Source organism: Vibrio sp. J2-3(2022) (assembly GCF_021725735.1).
Classification (GTDB): Bacteria; Pseudomonadota; Gammaproteobacteria; order Enterobacterales; family Vibrionaceae; genus Vibrio; species Vibrio diabolicus.
The window spans coordinates 209,830-234,805 of the sequence record NZ_JAKKCK010000002.1 but is presented as its reverse complement, the minus strand read 5'-3'; the positions used below and the strand labels follow the sequence as shown (position 1 = coordinate 234,805).

Sequence of the window (24,976 nt, the reverse complement as noted above, 5' to 3'; positions counted from 1 at the left end):
TAAGAGATGGAAAAGACTATCCATGTTCATAAATGGAATTGAGCAATGCTGAAACAATTATTAGAACAAGCAACTTCCAATAACGGTAAAGCGAGGCTGTACGCTTTCGAAAATACCGTAGAGTTGACCAATCTTATTCCACCAACCGTAAGCTATGAAAGCGGCGGTAATACTTTGATTGTGGGTCCAACGGCAATCATCGAAAGTGCGGCAGCGCAATTGTCGCAAATGAACAGCCTAACGCTGCTTTCTACCGACGGCGAAAAGGGCACAAATCCCGAGCTTTACTACGCCAATTCGGTTCAGGTTTCAGGGTTCTTAGGTACGTTTGAAGTTCTCATTGAAAATCATGGTTCGACCAACAACCTTGCCAAGGTCGCGATCAATAGCGATTGTTTCGATATCGTACTCGATCTTTGCCTAAACAGCTGCATGTCGGAAGAAGTACCAGTACCAGGCTACTACCCAGTCGGTCGTGGCTATCCGAAACTGGCTGAAGCGTTGGAAGAAATTCCAACCTTGATGGGGACGTTCGATAAACCGAAATTCTTCCGTTTAGATACCGATCTATGTGCACACAGCTCTCGTGGCGTAAAAGGTTGCGAACGTTGTGTGGATGCTTGTCCGGCAGGGGCACTATCGAGTGAAGGCAGCGACAAAACGGGCCATCGCATCGAGATCAACCCATACCTATGTCAAGGCGTCGGTACTTGTGCTACAGCGTGTCCGACAGAAGCGATTCATTACGCACTGCCAAACCCTGAAGATACGCAAAAGTTTATTGAACGTACGCTCGCCAACTATGAGCAAGCGGGTGGTTTAGAGCCTATCGTATTGATTTGCAGTTCTCGCCACGAGAGCTACAACGTAATGGCACTAAAAGCACTGCCAGATAATGTGATTCCAATTGTGGTGGAAGAACTGCCTTCGGTTGGTATTGATACTTGGTTCGCTGCGCTTGTGAACGATGCCACTCAGGTGCTGTTTGCGGCTTCGCGTTTTATGCCTCAAACCATTATTCGTGTGCTTAATAGCGAAGTAGGTATTGCTCAAGAGTTGCTCGACCAGCTTGGTATCGCCAAAGAAACCATCGACATTCTGTATCTAGAATCACTACGTGAAGGTGCTCCGACACTTTGTACCGAGTCTTTTGATTTGGCATTAGGTGATTTGCAAGGTAACAAACGTCAGCGTCTATTTACGGCGTTGGATGCGTTGTCATCATCGCGTATTCCAGTTGAGAACATTGTTGAACTGCCAGCAAACGCACCTTACGGCACGGTCTCTTGTGAAAGCAAAGATTGTACGTTGTGCATGAGCTGTGTGGCGGTGTGTCCAACACGTGCATTGCATACGGATGGTCAATCTCCGTCGCTTAAATTCGTCGAGCAAGACTGCATTCAATGTGGGCTGTGCGAGAAAGCGTGTCCAGAGAAAGTGCTGACGCTTACTCCTCGTATGAACTGGGTGAAAGAAGAACGCCAGAAAGCGGTTGTGATTCATGAAGAAAAGGCAGCCGAGTGCATTCGCTGTCACAAGCCTTTTGCTCCGCAATCGATGATCGACATGCTGCAAAACAAGCTTCGTGGTCATTCTCATTTCTCTGATGAAGCTGCCATTAATCGCATCGCCATGTGTGAAGACTGTCGTGTGATCGACATGTTTGAATCGATGGCTGCAGATCCAATGAATCAATTGAAATACTAGGAGCTCGCAGTGGATACACAACAAGAACAAACACTGAGAACAGACATTTATCTCGTTCTATCCGCACTTTTTCGTAGTGCGCCAAGTGATGAAATGCTGGCGTTCCTGAAATCGCTAGAAATTGAACCGTCTGAGAGCGCGATGCAAAAAGCTTGGCTCGCACTGCAACAAGCCGCGAACGAAGCGCAGCGAGAAGCGTTAGAAGAAGAATATCAAGATCTGTTTATTGGCATTGGACGTGGTGAAGTCGTGCCATTCGGATCTTGGCATCGCACTGGCTCGATGATGGAAAAACCGTTAGCGGAAATTCGTCGCGATTTGGAACTTTTAGGCATCGAGCGAGAAGAGAACGTGAAAGAGCCTGAAGACCATATTTCTGCACTGTGCGAAGTGATGGCAATGCTGACGGGTGAAGAGGAAGAACTTCAACAAGCGGTGTTTAACAAACACATCGCCCCTTGGTTCCAATCTTTTACGCGCCAACTAGAGAACGCCGAAAGCGTGAACTTCTACAAGCCAGCTGCGCAGCTTTGCGATGCGTTTTTAACGCTAGAGCAAGTGCGCTTTAGCGTGAACACCAAAAGCAGTAAGAGCAAATTAAAAATTGATGTGAAAAACGTCACTGATTACGAGTAATCGAGCAGTACTTGGTCATATCGATAGAGAGGCATGAGTCTCCAAAGATCTACCGTAAGGTAAGGAAGCAATGATGAAAGATAATAAAGAAATAAACACAAGCCGTAGGGATCTCCTAAAAGGCTTCACAACCGCTGCCGTTGCTGGTGCTGTTGTTGCGGGAACCACGAAAGTGGCCGTTGCTTCAGAAACGGTTGAGCCTTCTGAAAAAGACGTGAAGAAGAAAGGGTATCGTGAAACTCAACACATTCGCGATTACTACGGCACACTTTAGGAGATAACGGATGAAACTTGTCAAACGCTCCGACAGTGTGAGCAAAGAAACGAACCAGCTTGGCGTATCTCGTCGTGCATTCATGAAAAACACTTCGCTTGCCGCTGGTGGCGCAGTGGTTGGTGCTAGTCTATTCGCACCGGGAATGATGAAAAAAGCGCAAGCAAAATCCGTCGATCCAGAAGCGAAAACAGAAGTAAAACGTACTATCTGTTCTCACTGTTCAGTGGGTTGTGGTATTTACGCAGAAGTTCAAAATGGTGTTTGGACGGGTCAAGAGCCTGCATTCGACCACCCATTTAACGCCGGTGGTCACTGTGCAAAAGGCGCAGCACTGCGTGAACATGGTCACGGTGAGCGCCGTCTTAAATACCCAATGAAGCTTGAAAACGGTAAGTGGAAAAAGCTTTCTTGGGATCAAGCGATCGAAGAAATCGGTAACAAGGTGATGGACATCCGCAAAGAGTCTGGGCCTGATTCGGTTTACTTCTTGGGAAGCGCAAAGCACAGTAACGAACAAGCGTACTTGTTCCGCAAAATGGCATCACTTTGGGGCACTAACAACGTTGACCACCAAGCGCGTATTTGTCACTCAACAACCGTGGCGGGTGTAGCAAACACTTGGGGTTACGGTGCGATGACCAACTCTTTCAATGACATGCACAACTGTAAGTCGATGCTGTTTATTGGTTCAAACCCAGCTGAAGCACACCCAGTAGCGATGCAGCACATTCTGATCGCGAAAGAGAAGAACAACTGTAAGATCGTCGTAGCGGATCCTCGTCGTACACGTACGGCAGCAAAATCGGATCACTATGTCTCACTTCGTCCTGGTTCTGACGTAGCATTCATTTGGGGTGTGTTGTGGCACATCTTCGAAAACCAATGGGAAGATAAAGAGTTCATCCGTCAACGTGTATTCGGTATGGATGAAATCCGTGCTGAAGTAGCGAAGTGGACGCCAGCAGAAGTTGAGCGCGTAACAGGCGTAAGCGAAGAAGACGTTTACCAAACAGCAAAACTGCTTTCTGAAAATCGCCCGGGCTGTATTGTTTGGTGTATGGGTGGTACTCAGCATACTACTGGTAACAACAACACACGTGCTTACTGTGTGCTTGAGCTAGCGCTTGGTAACATTGGTAAATCAGGCGGCGGCGCAAACATCTTCCGTGGTCACGATAACGTACAAGGCGCGACCGACCTTGGCGTACTTTCTGACACGCTACCGGGTTACTACGGCCTTTCTGAAGGTGCTTGGCGACACTGGTCAAAAGTGTGGGAAATCGATTACGAATGGATTAAAGGTCGTTTCGATGACAACGCTTATAGCGGTCAGAAACCAATGCACAGTGCAGGTATTCCTGTATCTCGTTGGGTGGATGGCGTACTGGAAAACAAAGACAACATTCGTCAACGCGAAAACATCCGTGCAATGTTCTACTGGGGTCACGCAGTGAACTCTCAAACACGTGGTGTTGAGATGAAAAAAGCGATGCAGAAGTTGGACATGATGGTGATTGTGGACCCATACCCAACGGTTGCTGCGGTAATGAACGACCGTACCGACGGCGTTTACCTGCTTCCTGCAACAACGCAGTTTGAAACATACGGCAGTGTTACCGCTTCTAACCGCTCTCTACAATGGCGTGATCAGGTGATTGAACCTTTGTTCGAATCAAAACCAGACCACGAAATCATGTACCTGCTTTCGAAGAAACTGGGCTATTCCGATCTTCTGTTCAAAAACATCCGTGTTGAAAACAACCAGCCGGTGATTGAAGACCTAACGCGTGAATTCAACAAAGGCATGTGGACGATTGGTTACACAGGCCAAAGCCCAGAGCGTTTGAAAGCGCACCAACAAAACTGGCATACGTTCCACAAAACCACATTGGAAGCGGAAGGTGGCCCTGTCAACGGTGAAACCTATGGTCTACCTTGGCCATGTTGGGGTACACCGGAAATGAAACACCCAGGCACACACATTCTGTACGATACGTCTAAGACGGTTGCAGAAGGTGGCGGTAACTTCCGTACGCGCTTTGGTGTGGAATTCGAAGGCAAGAGCCTTCTTGCGGAAGACAGCTACTCGAAAGGCTGTGAAATCAAAGACGGTTACCCAGAATTCACTGACAAGTTGTTGAAACAACTTGGTTGGTGGGACGATCTAACCGCTGAAGAGAAAGCGGCAGCAGAGGGTAAAAACTGGAAGACAGACCTTTCTGGTGGTATTCAGCGTGTCGCGATCAAGCACGGTTGTATTCCATTTGGTAACGCGAAAGCGCGTGCGATTGTTTGGACGTTCCCAGACCGCGTACCACTGCATCGTGAACCACTGTACACACCACGTCGTGACCTTGTAACGGATTACCCAACTTGGGACGACAAAGATGCGATCTTCCGTGTTCCTACGTTGTATAAATCCATTCAAGAGCAAGACAAATCGGGCGAGTACCCAATCGTTCTGACTTCTGGTCGTCTGGTTGAATACGAAGGTGGTGGTGAAGAGACGCGTTCAAACCCATGGCTTGCCGAGCTTCAACAAGAAATGTTTGTCGAAGTAAATCCGAAAGACGCGAACGACCTTGGTTTCAGAGATGGTGATGATGTTTGGGTTGAAGGTGCAGAGAAGGGACGAATCAAGGTGAAAGCGATGGTAACACGCCGTGTGAAACCTGGCTTGGCGTTCATTCCGTTCCACTTTGGCGGTAAGTTCGAAGGTGAAGACCTACGTCCTAAATACCCAGAAGGTACACAGCCTTACGTTGTTGGCGAATCGGCCAACACGGCAACCACTTACGGTTACGACCCGGTTACCTTGATGCAGGAAACCAAAGTAACCCTATGTAACATTCGTAAAGCGTAAGGAGTCTGACAATGGCACGAATGAAATTTCTATGTGACACCAAGCGCTGTATCGAGTGTAACGGCTGTGTTACTGCATGTAAGAACGAAAACGACGATGCGCTTGAATGGGGCATTCAACGTCGCCGCGTGGTAACACTAAACGATGGTGAACCCGGTGAAAACTCCATCTCTGTTGCTTGTATGCACTGTACCGATGCGCCTTGTATGGCAGTTTGTCCAGCAGACTGTTTTGAACATACCGAAGACGGGATCGTTCTTCACAATAAAGATCTGTGTATCGGTTGTGGTTACTGTTTGTTTGCTTGTCCGTTTGGCGCACCTCAGTTCCCTAAACAAGAAGCGTTTGGTGAACGTGGCAAAATGGATAAATGTACTTTCTGTGCGGGCGGCCCAGAAACAGAGCCTGGCTCTGAGGAAGAACGTCAAAAATACGGTGCGAACCGTATCGCAGAAGGCAAGTTACCAATGTGTGCATCGCTTTGTTCAACAAAAGCGCTGCTTGCGGGTGACGCAGAGAAAGTCTCTGACATTTTCCGTCAACGTGTGGTAGAACGCGGCGCGAAAAACGCAGGTTGGACAGACGGAAACGATCTTTCTTACGATGCGACGAAAAGCTAAGTAAGGAGAGGCACATGTTAAACACGCTTAAACGTGCGTCTCTAGCAATGCTGTCAATGATGACGGCATTGCTGCTGACTTTCGCAATGCCTGCTTCAGCAGAGGAACAATCTTCTAAAGTTATTCAACAGGAGATCACGCAACTCGCCGGGGCAGACTATTGGCGCGAGGTCAGAGAGGGGCAAGAAGGCTACACCACGTCTCAATCGCCAGAACATGGCGTATTGATCAGTAAACCTGGTGAGACTTGGTACATTCTAAAAGAGAAATGGATGTCTCCAGCTGGTGCTGTCGCGATTTTCGGCAGTATTGCAATGGTAATCATGGCTTACGTACTCGTTGGCCCTTTAATGCTTAGCAAGCCGCGTACTGGCAGAAAGATGAAACGTTGGTCTCGTTTAGACCGCGCGCTTCACTGGAGTATGGCGTTTACATTCTTAACGTTGGCATTCAGTGGTTTGATGCTGGTTTACGGTAAGCACTTCTTAAAACCGTACGTTCCTACTGAGTTCTGGGGCTTTATCGTCATGTTGGCGAAGCAGTACCACAATTACATGGGACCATTGTTCTTCATTTTGCTGATGCTCGTGCTCTTTAAATGGTGGCGCAAGTCGATTCCAAACATGACTGATGTTCGTTGGTTCATGAAAATGGGCGGTATGGTTGGTAAACACAAAGGCACACATCCGTCAGCTGGTTTCTCAAACGGTGGTGAGAAGGCAATCTATTGGTTATTGATCTTCTTTGGTGCTATCGCGGCAGTGAGTGGCTTAGTTCTAGATTTTCCTATCTTTGGCCAAACTCGCCGTGACATGGAGCTTTCTAACTTAGTTCACGCGATTTCGGCACTGATTCTAATCTGTGGCTTTATCTTCCACATCTATATTGGTCTATTCGGTATGGAAGGTGCGCTAGAAGGCATGGTGACAGGTGAAGTTGATGAAACATGGGCGAAAGAGCATCACGATCTTTGGTATGAAGAAGTGAAATCCAAAGAAGCGATGGGCGAAACAGATACGGCACAAACGGAAGCAAAAGGAGCGAAAGCGAATGAACAAACCTCATAACGGGATTTGGGTTGCGTACATCCTGAGCTGTCTGACCCCGTTTACGTTTCTGATCTCAGGCGTTATCGCAATTATCTATGCTGGTTACCGATTAGATAAGGGAGAAGACAGCGACGTAGTGATTTCTCATTACTACGGTTTAATTCGTACCTTCTTTCTCTACCTGACGTTTTTTGTTGTGTTGATCGTCACCGTCGCGACTTCTAACGGTGTACTCGTTGGCGTGAGTGATTATTGGTTGCATAGTACTTTGCTTGAAACCATCGCTTACTTTATTCCTTGGGTAGGGATGGTGTTTGCTGCATTAGCCATCTTGGTGTGGTTTATGCGAATGTTTCAAGGGATGCAGCAACTGAGCAATAACCAACCACACAGACCATCGACAGGTCCAAACCTTTAATCAGTATTCTTTAAGCAAAACCGCCGTAATAGGCGGTTTTTTTGTTGCTGTCATGTCTCAAATATGAAGCACTGAGTCCCACAGGTGATACTTGATGCAACTTATTGAGTGAATTTACGTAACTGGGCAGAAAATCATAGTTAAGTAAGAAACATGTAAAAAAATCGCGTCGCGATGAGACATTAGTCTCACTCACGCTATTGTTCATTTACTCAGGATTCATCGTCCCGTTAAAGTACGCTGCGCTCAGAAATTCAAAGAGTTGCATACGTGAAAATTGCCATCAATACATTCAGTCTACGCATACAGAGGAATCTCTATCGGAGGATGTTTGATTAAGGCATCTTGCTCTCACAAATAAAAAGAGCGAAACGAGCATTAAATGATGCGGCAAGGTAAGAAAAGGACAAACACGTTACGGCTATGATCCCTCAATTCGTCATTCCTATCACGAATCGCTTTGGCGAAAGTTATCACTTCTCTGGTCAGTTACTTACTAGCGGCGAACCTAAAACATTCGTGACCAAACAAGAGGCAATAGAGTTTCTTGAGAGCTTTGGTGAGCTTGACCTTCGCTCTGTCGAAGACTTGTTCTATTTGATTGGTCAATTCAAGCCAAACATACCTGACGGTGAGCTTACTTCCCAACACTATAATTCAACGTTTGCCAATGCTTTGGTGAACGGTGACTTGCATGTTGCTCGAATTGTACCGACCGGAGAAAACTACGCACTCTCCTCTGCGGTTACGCCTCCACCGACTCAAAATACCGTCAATGCAAAACCATCGAAGGGAAAGGGGAAGTCGAATAAAAAGAGTGGAAGAAGTGCCGCATCTGCTAAGCCTCAACAACAAAGTAGCGAAAAACATGAGAAAGCCGGTGATCCTGTATCACTTGTGACGGGTGAAGAAATTCTCGAACTCTATGATATCGAGCTACAACAAGGTACTACTTGGCAGCGTACTTACCGCTCATCGCAGTCGGATGTAAATCATGGAATGGGCTTTGGTTGGCGACATGCATTTCAGTTTGAATTGCACGAGAAGACGGATGAGAAAGACAACGTTATCGCTTGGGAGTTTGTTGACGATAAGGCAGATATCACAGAATTTGAGCCAGTAGATACTGGAGCAACAAGTTACCAGATATACGCTGGTGCGAGCTGTTATTTCCTAAATTCAGCAACTCGGATCGTGACGCTCGCTAATGGGCATCAATATCGATTTGAACAGAAAGATGATCGTTGGCTTGTTAAACAAGTCAGAAATGGCACGTTTTCAACGTTTCAACTGCAGTATTCTCGAAACCATCGATTGATCGAGATTGCATACAACAAGCGTCCGGTTCTTGAATGTCAATATGATAAGCAAGGACGCCTTGTAGAACTGCTTAATGCAAAGTCCCAAAAAGTTCTGACAACTTATACCTATGATGAGCACGATGATTTGGTCAGTGCAACTAATCATTTGGGCTTGAAGGAACAGTATCAATACCGCGGCCATTTAATTGTTAAGCGTGTACGACCAACTGGCTTTACTCATTATTTTGAATGGGATGGCGAATGTGCTAACGCGAAATGCATCAGGAACGTTGGGGACGCAGGAATTTATGACTATCGCTTCCATTATCAGGGAAATCATTCTTCTTATTCTGACTCGTTAGATCATCAATGGTCTTTCTTGCATGACGAGCAGGGTAACTTACTCGAGAAAATAAGCCCCACAGGTAAAACTTGGCGATGGCAATATGATGAATTAGGACGAAAAGCACAAGCTATCTATCCTGATCAGTCAACAGTCAATTATCAATATAATCAGCATGGTCAATTAGTTTCTAAGTTTCATTCCTCTGGCAAAGAAGTTCAATATGGTTATGACGGCTTAGGTAAGTTAGTTAAAACGGTTTCACCTGACGGGGATATCGAGAAGGCTTACTACAATAGCCTCGGTCAAAGAGTTTGGGATACCGATCAGTTCGGCTGTGTCACGGAATATGATTACGATAAACACGGTCAAGTCGTCAAAAAAGAGTCTGAAGATGGTAAGAAAAGTCAGTGGTGGTGGGATGAACAACAAAGACTTATCGCGAATGAAATAGACGGTACATTACTTCGTTACAGCTACAACGAAGAAGATCTGGTGAATGGCGTCGCTTATCCCGATGGGTGTATTGCTCAACTCGCTTATGATCAATTTGGCAGGCGTACATCGGTTCGTTATTTTAACGACGAAGACAAAGTCGGTTATAGCGAAGAATATTCTTACGATGAGCACAGCCGTGTTGCTCAGATTCGAACTCCAACAGGCATTACCTCGTATCAATGGGGAGCACTCGCACAACAAGAAGCAGTCATCTTTCCCGATGGCAGCCATATTTCTTACGAATACGATCAACAACGTAACCTGACTAAATTAGTTCGGAGTGACGGCTTAGAATTCGAATTTCTGTATGACGATGAAGGCCAGCTATCAGGAACTGTCGGGTTTGATAATCTACACAGCCAATTTGATTATGACGATATGGGGCGGATCCATCGTAAGCAAGTCGCCGATAGGACTGTGCTGTACCGATATGACGCTGCGGGTTATCTCAAGCACGTCAAAGCAGGAAATGGTCGCAGTATTGTAGAGAACCACTTCAATTATACGCTTGGTGGGCGACTTACTTTCGCATCCAATCGCTATCAAACATTGCAATACCAATACTCCTCATTCGGGCATTTAACAAAGCGCATTCAAGGTCAGTTTGAGATAGCGCAGGAGTTTAACAGAGTTGGCCAACGCGTATCTCAGGTACTGCCAGATAATACGGAGCTGAACTTCTCTTATGATCGATATGGGCGTTTTTCAGCGATTCGATTTGGAAACCTAGATTTACCTCAAATCAAATTTCATTACGATGAAATGGGACGAGTTTCGCAAATTAAAACGGCACATTTTAATGAGCGCATCATTTATGATGGTGTTGGTCGTTTGGTTGAACAACATTGGCCAGATAGAGAGAAAAAGTACGTTTACAACGCGCAAAACCGCATTTCATCAATCATTGATAATACGGCAGGAGCAACGCATTATCAGTACGATGCCTTAGGGCAACTGAAACGAGTCAATGCTTCCGGAGAAGTGACTAAGTTTGAATACGATAGTTTTGGCAATCCTACTTTGCCAACTTCAGAGGTATTCGCTGATCGTATTGAAGTGCACGATGATGTCCGGTTCAAATATGACGCGCAAGGAAATCAGACAAAACGTGAGGGGCAAGGACACGTTCAGACTCGCGTATTTGATGCGTTAAATCAGCTCATTGAAGTTCACACCGACGATGGCATCAGTCAATATGAATATGATGCTCTAGGGCGCAGAACGAAAAAAATTACACAAAAAGGCGTTACAGAGTTCTTGTGGGAAGGTGAACGTTTAATTGGTGAACGCTCTTCAGGTGCTTTCCGCTGGTACCTATATCAACCAGAAACCTACATGCCAGTGGCACTGCTAGAAAATGACGTTATTTATTGGTACCAGTGCGATCAAGTTGGTAAACCAGAGCGACTGATCGATTGCGAAGGGAATGTTGTATGGAGTGCAAGTTACGATGCTCACGGTTTTGCTCATGTACATATTGAAAATGTAGCAAATCCATTGCGTTTTCAAGGGCAGTACTTCGATCAAGAAACCAACTTACATTACAACCTCGCTCGGTATTACGATCCTAAGCTAGGACGCTTTATCCAACAAGATCCGATATCTATTGCTGGTGGCATTAACCATTACCAATATGCAGTCAACCCAATTCAATGGATTGACCCAACAGGTTTCCTATGTGAAGAAGGGCTAAAACGCTTGGGTCAAATGTTGGCAGAGTATCAGGCGCAAAGCGATGTTCCCCAAGAGGTTTGTGATCAGATTTTAGAGGCAGCAAAAGAGTCATCTGTCGGAGAAGATGGCGTTCGCTCGCAAGTCAAAATCCGCAAACCCAAAGGTAAAAATCATATTCGATATGAATACGATTTAGACCATATTGATTGCGAGAGAAACGAGATTACTTTTTATCGTCATATTAATCACTCAGATGGCAGCAGGCACGAAGTGCAGTATGTTGTTGGGATTGAGGAGTTTGTCAATGCGCATGTTTTTGACTCAGAGAAAGTCGGTGGAGAGGAAGGTTGCACGATCTTTACTGAAGATCTTGTGCTGAATAAAGCAGAGTATAAAGAAAACTCTGAACTCAATACGAGTGATTATGAGCTAACAGAAAGAAACAAAGCAAAAATTGATGAATGCTTGAAAGAGCGTCAAGAGGCAATGGACGCTCGATCTGGCGAAGAGGGATATAACGCTCAAATTGGTAATATTAACCAACAGTCTGCAAAAATAGGTGAGTTGGCCGCGGATGACTTTGTCCGGAGTAAACGTCCTAATGCTAAGTTGCTTCATCCTAAAGATATTGGAACCTCAATCTCGAAGCCGGGCGACTTTGACATGGTTTATGAGGTGGAGGAGCCACCACCAGGTGAAATTATCATTGTTGAGGCCAAAGGGGGGAGCAGCCCGCTGGGTAGCCGTAAGCTCGGAAATATGGCATATCAGCAAGGGACAACTGAATATGCAACTGCAATTACTGATTTAATGGCTCAAAAGGACAAAGATACAACCGAATGGAAAGCGGCCAGAAGTATAAATAAAGCATTGAGAAAAAAAATTCCTGTTAGATATATTCACACCACAGCAGCTATTTCTGATGCTGGAGAGGTTTCTTCAGTTAATGTAAAAGAATTTAACGTAGAGTTAGGATTTGATTAGATGTCTGATAATAAAAAGAAAGTTAGCATAGAGAGAAAGGCGGAACCTCAATTGACACCAAATGATGTCGCTGAATACCAAATGTATATCAATGAAGATTTAGATGAGCGCAAAGAGCTAATAGCAATCCGTAGAGAGAACTTAGTCGCTCTTAGCGACGACGTTTCAGAACAAGTGAGGTGGTATACTTGCTTTCCATCTTCAATAGAAACTGAACAAATCGGAACACTTTGCCTTTATGAGGCGTCATTGATGCGTGCTTTTTACCATCAACTTGCCATTAAACCAAGCGAACCTCAAAGCGTTAAATTACCTGATTATCCAGAAGTGACATGGAAAGGCGAAGGTATTTTGAAAACTGGATGTTTACACCCTAATCGATGGTTGGATGCTTATTTTACTTCGGTGATTGTGCGTGATAAACCTAGTATGGACATATTGGCGAACTTTCCGATTTCTTTGATGAGACAGAGCTCTACCAAAGCGGGTGAGCTGTCTTATATGCTAGTAGACGTCATTCAGTCGTTCCACAACCGCACATCGGACTATCCTGATAAGCTGGTTGCAGCAATGGACGCAGCGGTAGCTCAAGGAGATAACTGGGCGTTGGAAATTGCGATGGGGATCCTAGAAACCTTCGCAGCGCTCACTACTAATATTGGTTATGATTTTGAGGAAGTGCTCGTTAAAAACCTACAGTTTCAAGAGAAATATCATCTTAGAGAATTAGGACCAGATAGGATAGGCATCCGAACTTTTATTAACTTCCCTCTGCTTGGCATGGCGTGTATGTGGTACGACAAAGGCAACCATTTATCTATTGAAACCGGTTGGCTTCCTCCTTATCTCGTCGAGGGGCGTTGGCTAGAAGAAGTAAAAGCAGGGAAGATCACTCGATAAACTCCTTTAGTTAGCCATTCAGTATATAAGCCACCTCTCATGAGGTGGCTTATATGTTTATGGTGGGGAGTTTGCTGCTTGTTGAGCTATATGGTGCGCATTATGTTGGTGCACTAAAACCATATTGGTGCATTTATTAGCGTGTTAAGCACCATTTCAAGAATGCGTAATTTTATTAAAGTTCATACAAAACAATAAATTAAAGCGTAAGTGTTAGAAATGTAAATTATGGAATGAGAATTGCTCTGTTAGACGCTCTATAAATTAAGTTCACCAAATTGGTGATGAGCCTAACTTTGATGCACAGGATAAGTGCGCTACAGATCAACGGAGACAATCATAATGAGTGTAACTGCCAATCAGGTACACGGCGCTGTACAAACTCTCACGCAAAGTTCCGACACACTTTTCTTACTACTTGGCGCAATCATGGTTTTTTTGATGCATGCTGGTTTTGCTTTTCTTGAAGTAGGAACCGTGCGCCAAAAGAACCAAGTTAATGCTTTAGTTAAAATCTTGGCCGATTTCGGTATTTCCGCCATTGCGTATTTTTTTATTGGATACTGGGTCGCTTATGGCGGCACCTTCTTCGCTGATGCAGAGACATTATCTCAAGGCAATGGTTACGAGTTGGTGAAGTTCTTTTTCTTGCTGACCTTCGCTGCAGCGATTCCTGCTATTGTTTCAGGTGGTATCGCAGAACGAGCTCGTTTTTATCCGATTCTAATCGCAACATTTTTTACTGTCGGCATCGTATACCCGTTATTTGAGGGAATAATCTGGAACGGAAACTTTGGTGTTCAAGCTTGGTTTGAAAGTACCTTTGGTTATGGCTTTCACGACTTTGCGGGTTCAGTCGTTGTACATGGTGTTGGCGGCTGGATAGCGTTGGTTGCCGTTGTGTTTTTGGGCATGAGAAAAGGCAGAGTTCGAGCAGGAAAGCATACCAACTTTGCACCTTCGAATATTCCGTTTTTGGCTTTGGGAGCTTGGATCTTATGTGTGGGGTGGTTTGGCTTCAACGTCATGTCAGCTCAAACCGTGTCAGGCATAAGTGGCTTGGTGGCTATGAACTCATTGATGGCAATGGTCGGAGGCATTGTCGCGTCATTGTTGGCTGGTAAGAATGACCCCGGCTTTATTCATAATGGCCCACTGGCTGGCTTGGTTGCTGTATGTGCGGGTTCAGACTTAATGCATCCTATCGGTGCTTTAGTGACAGGTGCGATTGCTGGCGTGCTATTTGTTTATCTTTTTACCTACCTACAAAACAAAACCAAGATTGATGATGTGTTGGGTGTCTGGCCTTTACACGGTGTATGTGGCGCTTGGGGGGGGATTGCTGCGGGGATCTTTGGTCAAAGCGCGTTAGGTGGGCTAGGTGGCGTGAGCATTATCGTTCAGCTTCTAGGAACGCTTTTGGGCATTTCTATCGCAGTGATTGGGGCGCTTGCAGTCTACGGCGCGATCAATGCCAGTATGGGACTAAGGCTTTCGGAAGAAGACGAATTCAATGGCGCTGACCTAGCCATTCATAAAATATCTTCTACCAACGAGGATTGAGGCCAATGTGGGAGCGGCGTAAAGCCGCTCTTTTAGCAATTGCCTTTTTTTGCTTGGCCAGGGGGACAGAAATCTCCATTACCACGATGGTTATCGTCATTGGTGCTGACTCTTACTTTTACGTCGTCCACTTCGCCTTCAACATTGGTTAGTTGGCAACCTGCTAAAGTCGTAAGTAATATAAGCGCTAGAGATACTTGTCTCATTGCTGTTCCTCTTAAATTGTAATCCTAATAGTGACCATTACGACCATGGTCTAATCCATATTACTACTGTTGCTATTCTTTCAGTGTTAAGCTAATGAAAAAACAGCAAGGATGAGTTATGAATTTCCCTTATAGAAATATTGTAGTACTTACTGGTGCAGGTATCTCGGCTGAATCTGGTATTCAAACATTTCGTGCGCAAGATGGCCTTTGGGAGAATCACCGTATTGAAGATGTAGCAACACCTGAAGGGTTTGCTCGCGATCCGGACCTTGTTCAAGATTTTTACAACCAACGCCGCAAGAAACTTCAAGACAATGCGATACAGCCTAATGCAGCGCATGAAGCATTGGGTCGTCTAGAGGCTGAGTTAGAAGGTAAAGTGACGGTCATCACTCAAAATATAGACAACCTTCACGAAAGAGGCGGCAGCCATAACGTCATTCATATGCACGGTGAGCTTTTAAAAGCGAGATGCAGTGAATCAAACCAAGTTATAGAACATAGTGAGGACATTAAGACTGGTGAGCTTTGTCACTGCTGTCAGATCCCTTCACAAATGCGACCACATATTGTTTGGTTTGGTGAAATGCCACTGCGAATGGGGGATATCTACGCGGCTTTAGAAGAGGCAGATTTATTTATTTCTATCGGAACTTCTGGCGTCGTATATCCCGCAGCGGGTTTTGTTCATGATGCAAAAATGCATGGCGCACATACCATTGAAATTAACCTCGAGCCTAGTGCGGTAGAAAGTGAATTTGAGGAAAAACGCTACGGAAAAGCAAGCGTCGAGGTTCCAAAATTAGTTGACGAGATACTGGCTCTAGAAGGAAAAGAAAGAGCGTAATAATTCTCACAGAGGAGAGCTTTTGTCTTGTCATTAAGAACAAAAAAAGCGGCTCATGAGCCGCTTTTTCATATCTTTAAAACTAACGAATTAGTTGTTCACTTTTAGCTTTTGGAAGTACTCATCGTACATTACGCTCGCTTCGCCAACTTCATCTTGCCAAGTACCGCTGTCCATCACTTCTTGTGGTGGGAAGATGCTTGGATCGTTAGCAAATTCTTTCGGTAGCAGTTCGTGTGCCGTTTTCACTGGAGTAGGGTAACCAATCTCTAGTGCGATCTTAGCTGCGTTTTCTGGGCGAAGTAAGAAGTCAATCATCTTATGAGCCGCATCAACGTTCTTCGCGCCAGTTGGAATTGCCAGGCTGTCCATCCAGAAGATCGTTCCTTTTTCTGGCCAGATGATGTCGATGTTCGCGCCTTCTTGACGAGCCATGTAAGCAGAACCGTTCCAAAGCATACCAAGTGAAACTTCACCCGCTAGGTAAGGGTTTGCAGGAAAGTCTGAGTTAAATACTAATACGTTTGGCATTAGTTTCTTCAACTCTTCATAAGCCGCTTTGATTTCATCCGGGTTAGTGGTGTTCGGTGAGTAACCAAGTTTAGTCAATGCGATATGGAATACTTCGCGAGAATCATCCATTAGCATTAGTTGACCTTCCCACTTGCTATCCCAAAAATCATCCCACTTAGTAACAGACGATTTGTCTAGCATGTCAGCATTGATACCAATACCAGTCGCACCCCAAATGTAAGGGATAGAGTAATTGTTGTTCGGATCGAACGGTTTGTTAAGGAAGTTAGTATCAAGATCGGCAAAATGAGACAATTTCTCTTTGTCGATCTGTTGCAGCATGCTTTCTTTACGCATTTTAGAGACGAAATAGGTAGACGGTACTACCAAGTCGTAACCAGAACCTTGGGTTTTAAGTTTTGCGTACATACTCTCGTTAGATTCATATGTAGAGTAAATAACTTTGATTCCAGTTTCTTTTGTAAAGTCTTCAAGAACTTCGTTTGGAATGTATTCCGACCAGTTGTAGAAATACAGTTCTTGATCAGCAGCCATTGCAGGGGTAGCGATGAGCGTCGCTGCACATAGAGCGCTTGCGTAGAATTTACTTTTCATTTGTTTTCCGTTTTGTTTCGCGATTGGACAAGTCAATACTAGCTGGAGTTATCAAGTTGAGCCAAATCGCAGTAAGCACAAATCTGTTTATTTAGCTCGAGGGCTGTATCTCCGCTTTGCGAGAAGATAAAACTAGACATCGAGCCAGATAAACCTAGCAACGCATAATTATATCAGTCAATTACAAAAATAGGCAGCGTATTGCTGCCTATTTTCTTTTAGTCGATGACTTGTTACACAAGCTCGATTACTGTCCCGCTTTCAGCTTTAGGAAGTAATCTTCGTACTTAACGGTTAGATCACCAACCGCATCTTGCCATTCCACTCGATCAAGATCTTCTTGAGAAGGAAATAGCGGTGCAACATCTTTAAACTTAGCGTTCGATTCCTCTACCGCTGTTAAGTAACCAGTATCACGAGAGATTTGCTCTGCGATTTCTGGACGTAGTAGGAAGTCGATCATCTTGTGAGCTGCTTCTACGTTCTTCGCCCCGGAAGAGATAGCGAAGTTATCAACCCAACCGATACCGCCTTCTTTAGGAAACACGAGTTTAAGGTTTAGGCCTTCATTTTGAGCAGCTGCAGCGCTGCCGTTCCAAAGCATACCAACGCCCACTTCACCAGACATGTAAGGTGCGCCTGGGTTGTCAGAGTTGAAAACTAGAACGTTTGGCATCAACTTTTGTAGCTCAGCGTACGCTTCATCTATTTGTTTAGGGTCTTTTGAGTTGCCTGAATAGCCAAGTTTACGCAGAGCGATATGGAAGACTTCACGAGTGTCGTCCATCAGCATTACTTGACCTTCAAGCTCAGGCTTCCATAGATCTGCCCAGCTTTGGAAGTCGTTTGGATCGTACATATCTGCGTTAACCGCTAGACCTGTAATCGCAACAACGTGTGGAATAGAGTAGTCGTTATTTGGATCGTAAGGCTTGTCTAGATAGTTCTTATCTAGGTTGCCGAAGTTTTTAAGCTTAGTCTTATCGATCTTTTGTAGCATACCTTCATCGCGCATTTTTGCTACGAAGTACGTTGAAGGTACCACTAGGTCATAACCTTGGTTATGAGTTTTTAGCTTTGCGTACAAAGTTTCGTTCGACTCGTAAGTCGAGTAGATCACTTTGATACCAGTTTCTTTGGTAAATTGCTCTAGGATATTACTGTTGATGTAAGGCCCCCAGTTCATAAATACCAATTCTTTATCGTCCGCTGCCGCTGAACCTGAGAACAGAGAAAGCGCACATGCACTACCAGCTAATAGAGTAGCCCATTTTTTCATTGACGTTAGCTCCAAACCAAACGTTGTCCAAATCATTTTGGACGGTAGATAGAAAAACAGAATGGCATGTAACCATTCTGTTTCGTGATGTTAACGGATGTGGATTTTACTTTACTTTTTCTCTTGCAAGCAACTGAGAAATTACGACAAGAATTAAAGAAACCACCAACATGACCGTTGCAAGAGCATTCACTTCCGGTGAAATACCCACCTTAACCATCGAGTAAATTTTCAATGGTAGGATTTCATACGTTGGACCTGTTACGAACGAACTAATAATTACGTCGTCCAGAGACAGGGTAAAGCTAAGCAGCCAGCCTGCCGCAACTGCTGGTTTTGCAAGAGGAAGGATGATCTGCTTTAAGATAACCCATTCACTTGCGCCAAGATCTTTTGCTGCTTCCAACATCTTCACATCGAAGCCATTTAAGCGGCTGTATACGGTTACCACCACAAATGGCAAACAGAAGGTGATGTGGGCAATCAATAGAGTAAAGAAGCCCAGCTGTGCGCCTAATACTAGGAACAGAGCAAGTAATGAAATCGCCATGACAATATCTGGAGACATCATTACGACAAACAACATGCCGTTTACAGCACCTTTGCCTTTGAACGAGTATCGGAATAGGGCAACAGCTGTTAAGCTACCAATAATAGTAGCCGCTGTCGCAGAAAATACCGCCACGTTCAATGAGTGCCATGCAGCCTGCATTAGGCTGTCGTTGTTGACTAGGGTTTCATACCATTTCGTGGTGAAACCACCCCATTTCATACCAAATTTATTGGCGTTAAATGAGTTTACGATTAGTACAACGATTGGCAGATACAAAAATGCATAAACCAACGCCATAAAGCTAAATCTAACTGTGCGTCCCATTAGTCTAGCTCCACTTTCTTATTCAATAATTTGCCTGCTCGGTAGTAAGCGTAAAGCATGACCGCCATTGCGAAGGTGAGGGCGATACTGGTCGCAGCACCAAATGGCCAATCACGAGCGTTCAATACTTGGCTCTTAATTACGTTACCAATCAGTAGGTTCTTCGCACCGCCTAGAAGATCTGAGATGTAGAACATACCCAGCGCAGGTAGTAGAACCAACAAACAGCCACCGATAATGCCAGGCATTGTCAGAGGTAGAATTACTTTAGTAATGGTTTGGAGCTTGTTCGCACCGAGGTCTTTTGCTGCCTCGATGTAAGTGTTGTCCAACTTCTCGATTGCCGAGTAAAGCGGCAGAATCATGAAAGGAAGTAGGATGTATACAAGACCAATCATTACAGCCGTTTCGGTATACATAATACGCAACGGCTTGTCGATGATTTCCATTGCCATCAGCGACTTGTTCAAAATGCCCTGTGTACCGAGAACAATCTTCAGTCCGTAAGTTCGAATCAAAGAGTTCGTCCAAAATGGTACGATCACCAAAAACAGCATAAACGGACGCCATTTTTCAGGCATTTTCGCTACGATATAAGCAAACGGGTATCCAATGACTAAACACAACAACGTTGCCACAATTGCCATGTAGAACGAGTGCATCAGCACTTTCGCATACAGTGGGTCCAGCAGACGCAAGTAGTTGTCGAAAGTGAATGTCATTTCGATTAAGTTTGCTTCATCACGCGTTAAGAAACTGGTACCAATAATCATCACGTTTGGTACCAACACAAACAGTGTTAGCCAGCCTACGATTAAGGCAATGATCGCGTTCTGAAGATTAATCTTCTTGCTTATCATTGAGTACTACCTCCCAGCTCTCAACCCAAGTGATAGCGACTTTCTGGCCAAGTGAGTGGTCCACATCAGGATCATCTTCGTTAAAGAATTCGCTTACCATTACACGCATACCTGAATCCAATTGGATAACAGAATCTAACGTCATACCTTTATAAGTACGCTCAGTTACGTGACCAACAATGCCTTTTTCTTCAGACTCTTTGATTTCTTCGATACGTAAGTCTTCAGGTCGAAGTAGTACTTGTAGTTTATCGCCTTTCTGTGCTTCCTTATCGTAGTAAACGACGGATTCAACACCTTCAATTTCTGCGCGGATGCGTTTGTCATCGATGCGCTCTAGCATGGTTGCATTGAATACGTTGATCTCACCAATAAAGCGAGCAACAAACAGGTTCTTAGGCTCTTCATAAATCTCACGCGGAGAGCCATCTTGTTCGATAACGCCATCACGCATCACGATAATGCGGTCTGACATCGATAGGGCTTCTTCCTGGTCGTGTGTTACAAAGATAAAGGTAATACCAAGTTGACGCTGAAGCTGCTTCAACTCGATCTGCATTTGTTTACGCAACTTGTAGTCCAGCGCCGATAGCGATTCATCGAGCAGAAGTACTTTTGGTTTATTAACAACTGCACGAGCAATTGCGATACGCTGTTGCTGGCCACCAGAAAGTTGGTGCGGTTTACGCTGTGCCATTTTTTCTAGACGAACCATGCGTAATGCTTCTATTACTCTTGGTTCAATCTCTGCTGCAGGCGTTTTCTGCATACGAAGACCAAAAGCGACATTGTCAAAAACGGTCATGTGTGGAAACAGTGCGTAACTTTGAAATACCGTGTTGACGTGTCTCTGCTCAGCAGGAACCTGTGTTACATCTTGGTCATCCAAAATGATTTGACCGTTATCCGCCGCTTCAAAACCAGCGATCATTCGTAAAACTGTCGTTTTACCACAACCAGAAGGCCCAAGAATCGTCAGAAACTCACCATGATTAACATCCAGATTTAAATTACCGATGATTTCCTTACCATCGAAACTTTTACTAATACCAGATAAACGAATAACTGGCTTTCCTGCTTGCGGTTTTGCGTTCAACGTCTGTATTTCCCCCACGTTCAAGCTGGGATAATCCCAGCTGATGTGACACTAGCCATTCACTTTTGAGGCGCGCATCATAATCACCAAAATTGTGAAATTAAAGCATTTTCTTATCTTGAAACAGAAAAAATTTTGCAGGCAAAAGTCATCATTCCTTACCATACTGTTTTTATAAGATTAATTGGCATTTAAACACAGTTTGATAGCACTAAGCTCTGTACAATAATTGTTTTCAATTTCATAACCTTGTGAGTGGTTAATTATCAACCATACAGTTGAGATTGCAAGGATAGTACGTGAGTTGTGATGTTAGATGTGGAAAGATTTCTTTATAATAACGGCCACATTAATTGACTGGAATTCCAGTGAAAATTTTACAAGTTAATCTTGGATAAACTATGAACGACGATTTTGAGAAAGATTTCAATCTTGGGGGGAGTGTAGAGCGAGCTTTGTCTGGCAACTACGAGCTTAAAGCTGGGGCTGTTTTCAATGAAGCTTGGCGAGCAACCATCCAGCACTTTTTATCCTTTTCTCCTGCTATTATTGTATTGCTTTTTGTCCAGTTAGGTATTTTCTATATCGCATTACAACTGCAGTTGGGTGATCTGACCGTTATTCTTGATGCATTTGAGAATCCAGAATCATTCACTAACGATATTGTGTCTTCTATTTATGTCGCGAACTTTAGTTATGAGGTGATCAGCGCCCCAATTTATGCAGGGATCAGCTTGATGGCCATGAGCCATATCGCGGGCTTAAAGACTAAATTGCGCCATGTAGGTAAAGGGCTGCAGTTTACTATTCCCGTGATCCTAGCAACGCTGATGAGCCTAATGCTGCAAGGCGTAGTTGGTATGATCTTCCCTCTACTGTCCCTGTATCTTTCTTTAGCGTTTAGTCACTCTATCTTGTTGATTTGTGAAAAAAGAGTGCCACCAATGCAGGCGCTATTGTTATCACTTCGCGCTATTAACAAGAAGATTTTTGTCGTCGCAGGGCTTTACTTAGGCGTGATGTTGATGTTTATTATCGCTGCGATGTTCTACGGTATTGGCTTGATTTTTGTGTTGCCATTCTTCTTTCATTTGAAAGGCATACTCTACCGCGAAATGTTTGGAATTAAGCTCAAGATCGTTGCAACACAGAAAAACGACAATGATCACGATGGTAACTCACAGGTGTTTGATGCCTAATTCTTTAAAATCAATAAGTTTACGAGTGGCGGCTACCTGTATAGCCGCCACTTTCATTTCTATTGGACCGTATTTACACTACGAGCAACAGTTTAAATATGTTGAGAATCCTGATGTGCTGTCCGGGACAATTAAGCATGTCGATTTGTCTCATTTGCCACACATTGGTGATATCCCTGACTTCAACGCAATAAAAGACACCAAAGAGAAAAAAGCGGCGTTTTTTGATTTTTTAAGGCCTAAAATAGCACTTGAGAATCAACGAATTCGCCATGAACGAGCGTTTCTTACTTCTTTAAAGGTGGGACAAATCACTCAAGAGCAAGAAGAGTACGCTCAGCGACTAGCGGCTCTGTATTCTTTGCCTTTGAGCGACAACAAAGTCGATCACGCGTGGTTGGGTGAAATGCTTGTGCGAGTGAATGTCTTACCAGAAGCGCTGGTTCTAACTCAAGCAGCAAATGAATCTGCGTGGGGCACTTCTCGTTTTGCCACTCAAGCTAACAACTTGTTCGGCCAATGGTGTTATAAAAAGGGTTGTGGAATTGTTCCTGCGCAACGTGGCGCAGGCAAAGCTCATGAAGTTGAAAAATTCGATTCTGTACAGCAGTCGGTTCATGGCTACTTTATGAATGTTAATCGAAACCCAGCGTATGCTGAACTACGTGAAATCAGAGCTTCTCTAGCCGAAAAGAACAAAGACCTGTTATCGGTCGCAACGGCGTCAGAGTTAACTCATGGATTGCTAGCATATTCTGAACGTGGCATTGCTTATGTACACGATCTTCGCGCTATGATTCGTCATAATAACGCCTACTGGACACAATAAAATAACGGATAAAATGAAAAAGTTAAGCCTAAGTCTATTGGGAAGTGCGGCGCTAATTCTTGTATCGCCAATAACCCAAGCTCAAGAGTACATGTTCACGTACTCGAAGTTATACACCCAACTCAAAAACAACAATAAAGAAGGGCATGACGACGTGAAAGTTGGTGTCTTCTTTGTGGATGCGAAAACTAAGCAAATTTGTACAATAGAAAAAGCTTGGATGGAAAAAGAAGAGCACTATGAAGAGTTTGTTATCCCTGCTTCACAAGAGTTGCCTCTGCCAGTCGATAAAAACTTAAAGTCAGCGAATCCGTTGGTTTTTGTCGATACTCCAAAAGATACTCGCTGCGATTACTCACTTGTCGTGATGGCCAAAGAACCATTACAGGGTAACGTTTCTTACGAGCAACTTAAGCCTCTTCTACCTCAAATGCAGACGATGCTGGAAGATTTAGGCGGTATGTTTGCGGGTTGGTTTACACCTGAAGTTCAAGGTGTGACGATGGAGTTTGCAAATCAACTGAATGATAAAGTGATTTTCTCAAACGGAACCGAAAAGCCAATTGTCAATGGCAAGATACAAGTCGCACTAAGTGAAATAGGGCAAGGTGGCACAATGACACTACCAGAACCGACGATGCGAGTGCTACCTTATCTGCCTAACGCAAAGAAGTGAACACTGAGAGTTTAGAAAGGGCTGCAATTGCGGCTCTTTTTTCATTTGTGACCGTAACTAAAGTATCTTTCACACTCTTTTCTTAAAGACTCAATAAGACAAGCATTTAATCCTGCGTAAAAAGCTCGTATAATCCACGCCCCAAAGAAACCCATGTTAGGAAGTCCTAGTCGATTTATCGGCGATGTGAGAGCCCGCAATGAACCAAATAGATACAAGAAAAGAAACCCTAGAATTCAACAAGCTTCAGAAACGCCTGAGAAGACATGTTGGAAATGCCATTACTGATTACAACATGATCGAAGAAGGCGATGTTGTGATGGCATGTATTAGCGGTGGTAAAGATTCATTCGCGATGCTTGATATCCTGCTGAATCTTCAAAAAGCCGCACCGATCAAATTTGAAGTGGTTGCGGTAAACCTAGACCAAAAACAACCGGGCTTCCCTGAGCACATTCTGCCTGAGTATTTCGAAACACTGAATATCCCTTACTATATTGTCGATAAGGACACTTATTCCGTCGTAAAAGAGAAGGTGCCAGAAGGCAAAACCACTTGTGGTCTGTGTTCGCGCCTGCGACGTGGTACGCTGTATTCATTTGCAGAGAAGATTGGTGCAACTAAGCTTGCGCTAGGTCATCACATGGATGACATCGTCGAAACAATGTTCTTGAATATGTTCCACGGCTCTCGCCTTAAAGCGATGCCACCAAAACTACGCTCTGATGATGGTCGTAACGTGGTCATTCGTCCATTAACTTACTGTCGTGAAAAAGACCTGATCAAATACGCTGAGCACAAGGATTTCCCAATTATTCCGTGTAACCTTTGTGGCTCTCAAGAGAACCTTCAGCGTCAATCTATAAAAGCAATGTTGATTGAATGGGATAAGAAGACGCCAGGGCGTGTGGAAGCGATTTTTAAATCAATTCAAAACGTAAGCCCAAGCCAACTAGCAGACCGCGAATTGTTCGACTTTGTTAACTTACCGCTAGATCGTGAAGGTAACCGCGAAGAGTATGAATTTAATGAGGCTGTCGTTTCTTCGACGAATATTGATGAATCAATGTTCATCGATGTTACGAACATCTAACTCGTAAAAAGGAGGTCAATTAGACCTCCTTTTTTGTATTCAACGCTTTA

21 protein-coding genes are annotated in these 24,976 nt (G+C 44.3%); 15 read left to right on the top strand and 6 right to left on the bottom strand.

Annotated elements, in window-relative coordinates:
• Window positions 1–45: 45 nt before the first annotated feature.
• From L3V27_RS09165 to L3V27_RS09120, 10 genes are all read left to right on the top strand, one after another.
• Window positions 46–1,707, top strand: a complete 1,662-nt coding sequence (locus tag L3V27_RS09165; protein ID WP_237311665.1) for a 4Fe-4S dicluster domain-containing protein — start codon at window positions 46–48, stop codon at window positions 1,705–1,707.
• A 9-nt stretch (window positions 1,708–1,716) separates the two neighbouring features.
• A complete protein-coding gene (locus tag L3V27_RS09160; protein ID WP_006742580.1) occupies window positions 1,717–2,343 on the top strand; it encodes a molecular chaperone in 627 nt (208 codons plus the stop codon).
• A gap of 73 nt (window positions 2,344–2,416) precedes the next feature.
• Window positions 2,417–2,617 carry a twin-arginine translocation signal domain-containing protein gene (locus L3V27_RS09155; RefSeq protein ID WP_237311663.1) on the top strand — a complete coding sequence of 67 codons (201 nt, stop codon included), beginning with the start codon at window positions 2,417–2,419 and terminating at the stop codon, window positions 2,615–2,617.
• A gap of 10 nt (window positions 2,618–2,627) precedes the next feature.
• Complete coding sequence (locus L3V27_RS09150) at window positions 2,628–5,483, top strand: formate dehydrogenase subunit alpha (protein WP_005396169.1); 2,856 nt, start codon at window positions 2,628–2,630, stop codon at window positions 5,481–5,483.
• A gap of 11 nt (window positions 5,484–5,494) precedes the next feature.
• Window positions 5,495–6,103, top strand: a complete 609-nt coding sequence (fdh3B, locus tag L3V27_RS09145; RefSeq protein WP_042522964.1) for a formate dehydrogenase FDH3 subunit beta — start codon at window positions 5,495–5,497, stop codon at window positions 6,101–6,103.
• 14 nt (window positions 6,104–6,117) lie between these two features.
• Window positions 6,118–7,170 carry a formate dehydrogenase subunit gamma gene (locus L3V27_RS09140; protein WP_047008778.1) on the top strand — a complete coding sequence of 351 codons (1,053 nt, stop codon included), beginning with the start codon at window positions 6,118–6,120 and terminating at the stop codon, window positions 7,168–7,170.
• The gene (locus L3V27_RS09135) at window positions 7,154–7,570 is read left to right on the top strand and encodes a hypothetical protein (RefSeq protein ID WP_053807413.1); all 417 of its coding nucleotides are present in this window, start codon (window positions 7,154–7,156) and stop codon (window positions 7,568–7,570) included. The genes L3V27_RS09140 and L3V27_RS09135 overlap by 17 nt, the downstream gene beginning before the upstream one ends.
• A 423-nt stretch (window positions 7,571–7,993) precedes the next feature.
• Window positions 7,994–12,370, top strand: coding sequence for an RHS repeat-associated core domain-containing protein (locus L3V27_RS09130; RefSeq protein WP_237311662.1), 4,377 nt, complete (start codon window positions 7,994–7,996; stop codon window positions 12,368–12,370).
• Window positions 12,371–13,270, top strand: a complete 900-nt coding sequence (locus L3V27_RS09125) for an immunity 49 family protein (protein ID WP_237311661.1) — start codon at window positions 12,371–12,373, stop codon at window positions 13,268–13,270. It begins immediately after the preceding gene.
• A 342-nt stretch (window positions 13,271–13,612) separates the two neighbouring features.
• A complete protein-coding gene (locus L3V27_RS09120; protein ID WP_047008781.1) occupies window positions 13,613–14,833 on the top strand; it encodes an ammonium transporter in 1,221 nt (406 codons plus the stop codon).
• 32 nt (window positions 14,834–14,865) lie between these two features.
• On the opposite strand, the gene L3V27_RS09115 is transcribed toward L3V27_RS09120, so the two are convergent.
• Window positions 14,866–15,039 carry a hypothetical protein gene (locus tag L3V27_RS09115; RefSeq protein WP_012841833.1) on the bottom strand — a complete coding sequence of 58 codons (174 nt, stop codon included), beginning with the start codon at window positions 15,037–15,039 and terminating at the stop codon, window positions 14,866–14,868.
• 118 nt (window positions 15,040–15,157) lie between these two features.
• On the opposite strand from L3V27_RS09115, the gene cobB reads away from it, so the two are divergent.
• Entirely contained in the window at window positions 15,158–15,889 is a 732-nt protein-coding gene (cobB, locus tag L3V27_RS09110) for a Sir2 family NAD+-dependent deacetylase (protein WP_053807417.1), read from the top strand.
• Window positions 15,890–15,979: 90 nt separating this feature from the next.
• On the opposite strand, the gene L3V27_RS09105 is transcribed toward cobB, so the two are convergent.
• From L3V27_RS09105 to potA, 5 genes are all read right to left on the bottom strand, one after another.
• On the bottom strand, window positions 15,980–17,017 hold the full coding sequence (locus L3V27_RS09105) for an extracellular solute-binding protein (RefSeq protein WP_053807418.1): 1,038 nt from the start codon (window positions 17,015–17,017) through the stop codon (window positions 15,980–15,982).
• Between the two features lie 247 nt (window positions 17,018–17,264).
• Complete coding sequence (locus L3V27_RS09100) at window positions 17,265–18,296, bottom strand: extracellular solute-binding protein (RefSeq protein ID WP_012841832.1); 1,032 nt, start codon at window positions 18,294–18,296, stop codon at window positions 17,265–17,267.
• Between the two features lie 106 nt (window positions 18,297–18,402).
• Window positions 18,403–19,173 carry a spermidine/putrescine ABC transporter permease PotC gene (gene potC / locus L3V27_RS09095; protein WP_005396472.1) on the bottom strand — a complete coding sequence of 257 codons (771 nt, stop codon included), beginning with the start codon at window positions 19,171–19,173 and terminating at the stop codon, window positions 18,403–18,405.
• Window positions 19,173–20,033 (bottom strand): spermidine/putrescine ABC transporter permease PotB, encoded by an 861-nt coding sequence (gene potB, locus L3V27_RS09090; RefSeq protein ID WP_012841831.1) that lies wholly within the window; start codon window positions 20,031–20,033, stop codon window positions 19,173–19,175. The genes potC and potB overlap by 1 nt, the downstream gene beginning before the upstream one ends.
• On the bottom strand, window positions 20,014–21,129 hold the full coding sequence (gene potA / locus L3V27_RS09085) for a spermidine/putrescine ABC transporter ATP-binding protein PotA (RefSeq protein WP_225461677.1): 1,116 nt from the start codon (window positions 21,127–21,129) through the stop codon (window positions 20,014–20,016). Before potA ends, potB begins: the two co-directional genes overlap by 20 nt.
• 401 nt (window positions 21,130–21,530) lie before the next feature.
• On the opposite strand from potA, the gene L3V27_RS09080 reads away from it, so the two are divergent.
• The 4 genes from L3V27_RS09080 to ttcA all read left to right on the top strand — a co-directional run bounded on the left by L3V27_RS09080 (window position 21,531) and on the right by ttcA (window position 24,926).
• On the top strand, window positions 21,531–22,328 hold the full coding sequence (locus L3V27_RS09080) for a hypothetical protein (protein ID WP_005396476.1): 798 nt from the start codon (window positions 21,531–21,533) through the stop codon (window positions 22,326–22,328).
• Window positions 22,321–23,157 (top strand): glucosaminidase domain-containing protein, encoded by an 837-nt coding sequence (locus tag L3V27_RS09075; protein ID WP_031780554.1) that lies wholly within the window; start codon window positions 22,321–22,323, stop codon window positions 23,155–23,157. Before L3V27_RS09080 ends, L3V27_RS09075 begins: the two co-directional genes overlap by 8 nt.
• A 13-nt stretch (window positions 23,158–23,170) precedes the next feature.
• The gene (locus L3V27_RS09070; RefSeq protein ID WP_074190133.1) at window positions 23,171–23,833 is read left to right on the top strand and encodes a DUF2987 domain-containing protein; all 663 of its coding nucleotides are present in this window, start codon (window positions 23,171–23,173) and stop codon (window positions 23,831–23,833) included.
• Between the two features lie 199 nt (window positions 23,834–24,032).
• Window positions 24,033–24,926, top strand: a complete 894-nt coding sequence (ttcA, locus tag L3V27_RS09065) for a tRNA 2-thiocytidine(32) synthetase TtcA (RefSeq protein ID WP_005377502.1) — start codon at window positions 24,033–24,035, stop codon at window positions 24,924–24,926.
• The last annotated feature ends 50 nt before the right edge of the window (window positions 24,927–24,976 follow it).

Coding starts and splice junctions, on each gene's coding strand:
- L3V27_RS09165 (WP_237311665.1), top strand. CDS start 46: ATGCTGAAACAATTATTAGAACAAGCAACTTCCAATAACGGTAAAGCG.
- L3V27_RS09155 (WP_237311663.1), top strand. CDS start 2,417: ATGAAAGATAATAAAGAAATAAACACAAGCCGTAGGGATCTCCTAAAA.
- L3V27_RS09150 (WP_005396169.1), top strand. CDS start 2,628: ATGAAACTTGTCAAACGCTCCGACAGTGTGAGCAAAGAAACGAACCAG.
- fdh3B (WP_042522964.1), top strand. CDS start 5,495: ATGGCACGAATGAAATTTCTATGTGACACCAAGCGCTGTATCGAGTGT.
- L3V27_RS09140 (WP_047008778.1), top strand. CDS start 6,118: ATGTTAAACACGCTTAAACGTGCGTCTCTAGCAATGCTGTCAATGATG.
- L3V27_RS09135 (WP_053807413.1), top strand. CDS start 7,154: ATGAACAAACCTCATAACGGGATTTGGGTTGCGTACATCCTGAGCTGT.
- L3V27_RS09130 (WP_237311662.1), top strand. CDS start 7,994: ATGATCCCTCAATTCGTCATTCCTATCACGAATCGCTTTGGCGAAAGT.
- L3V27_RS09125 (WP_237311661.1), top strand. CDS start 12,371: ATGTCTGATAATAAAAAGAAAGTTAGCATAGAGAGAAAGGCGGAACCT.
- L3V27_RS09120 (WP_047008781.1), top strand. CDS start 13,613: ATGAGTGTAACTGCCAATCAGGTACACGGCGCTGTACAAACTCTCACG.
- L3V27_RS09115 (WP_012841833.1), bottom strand. CDS start 15,039: ATGAGACAAGTATCTCTAGCGCTTATATTACTTACGACTTTAGCAGGT.
- cobB (WP_053807417.1), top strand. CDS start 15,158: ATGAATTTCCCTTATAGAAATATTGTAGTACTTACTGGTGCAGGTATC.
- L3V27_RS09105 (WP_053807418.1), bottom strand. CDS start 17,017: ATGAAAAGTAAATTCTACGCAAGCGCTCTATGTGCAGCGACGCTCATC.
- L3V27_RS09100 (WP_012841832.1), bottom strand. CDS start 18,296: ATGAAAAAATGGGCTACTCTATTAGCTGGTAGTGCATGTGCGCTTTCT.
- potC (WP_005396472.1), bottom strand. CDS start 19,173: ATGGGACGCACAGTTAGATTTAGCTTTATGGCGTTGGTTTATGCATTT.
- potB (WP_012841831.1), bottom strand. CDS start 20,033: ATGATAAGCAAGAAGATTAATCTTCAGAACGCGATCATTGCCTTAATC.
- L3V27_RS09080 (WP_005396476.1), top strand. CDS start 21,531: ATGAACGACGATTTTGAGAAAGATTTCAATCTTGGGGGGAGTGTAGAG.
- L3V27_RS09075 (WP_031780554.1), top strand. CDS start 22,321: ATGCCTAATTCTTTAAAATCAATAAGTTTACGAGTGGCGGCTACCTGT.
- L3V27_RS09070 (WP_074190133.1), top strand. CDS start 23,171: ATGAAAAAGTTAAGCCTAAGTCTATTGGGAAGTGCGGCGCTAATTCTT.
- ttcA (WP_005377502.1), top strand. CDS start 24,033: ATGAACCAAATAGATACAAGAAAAGAAACCCTAGAATTCAACAAGCTT.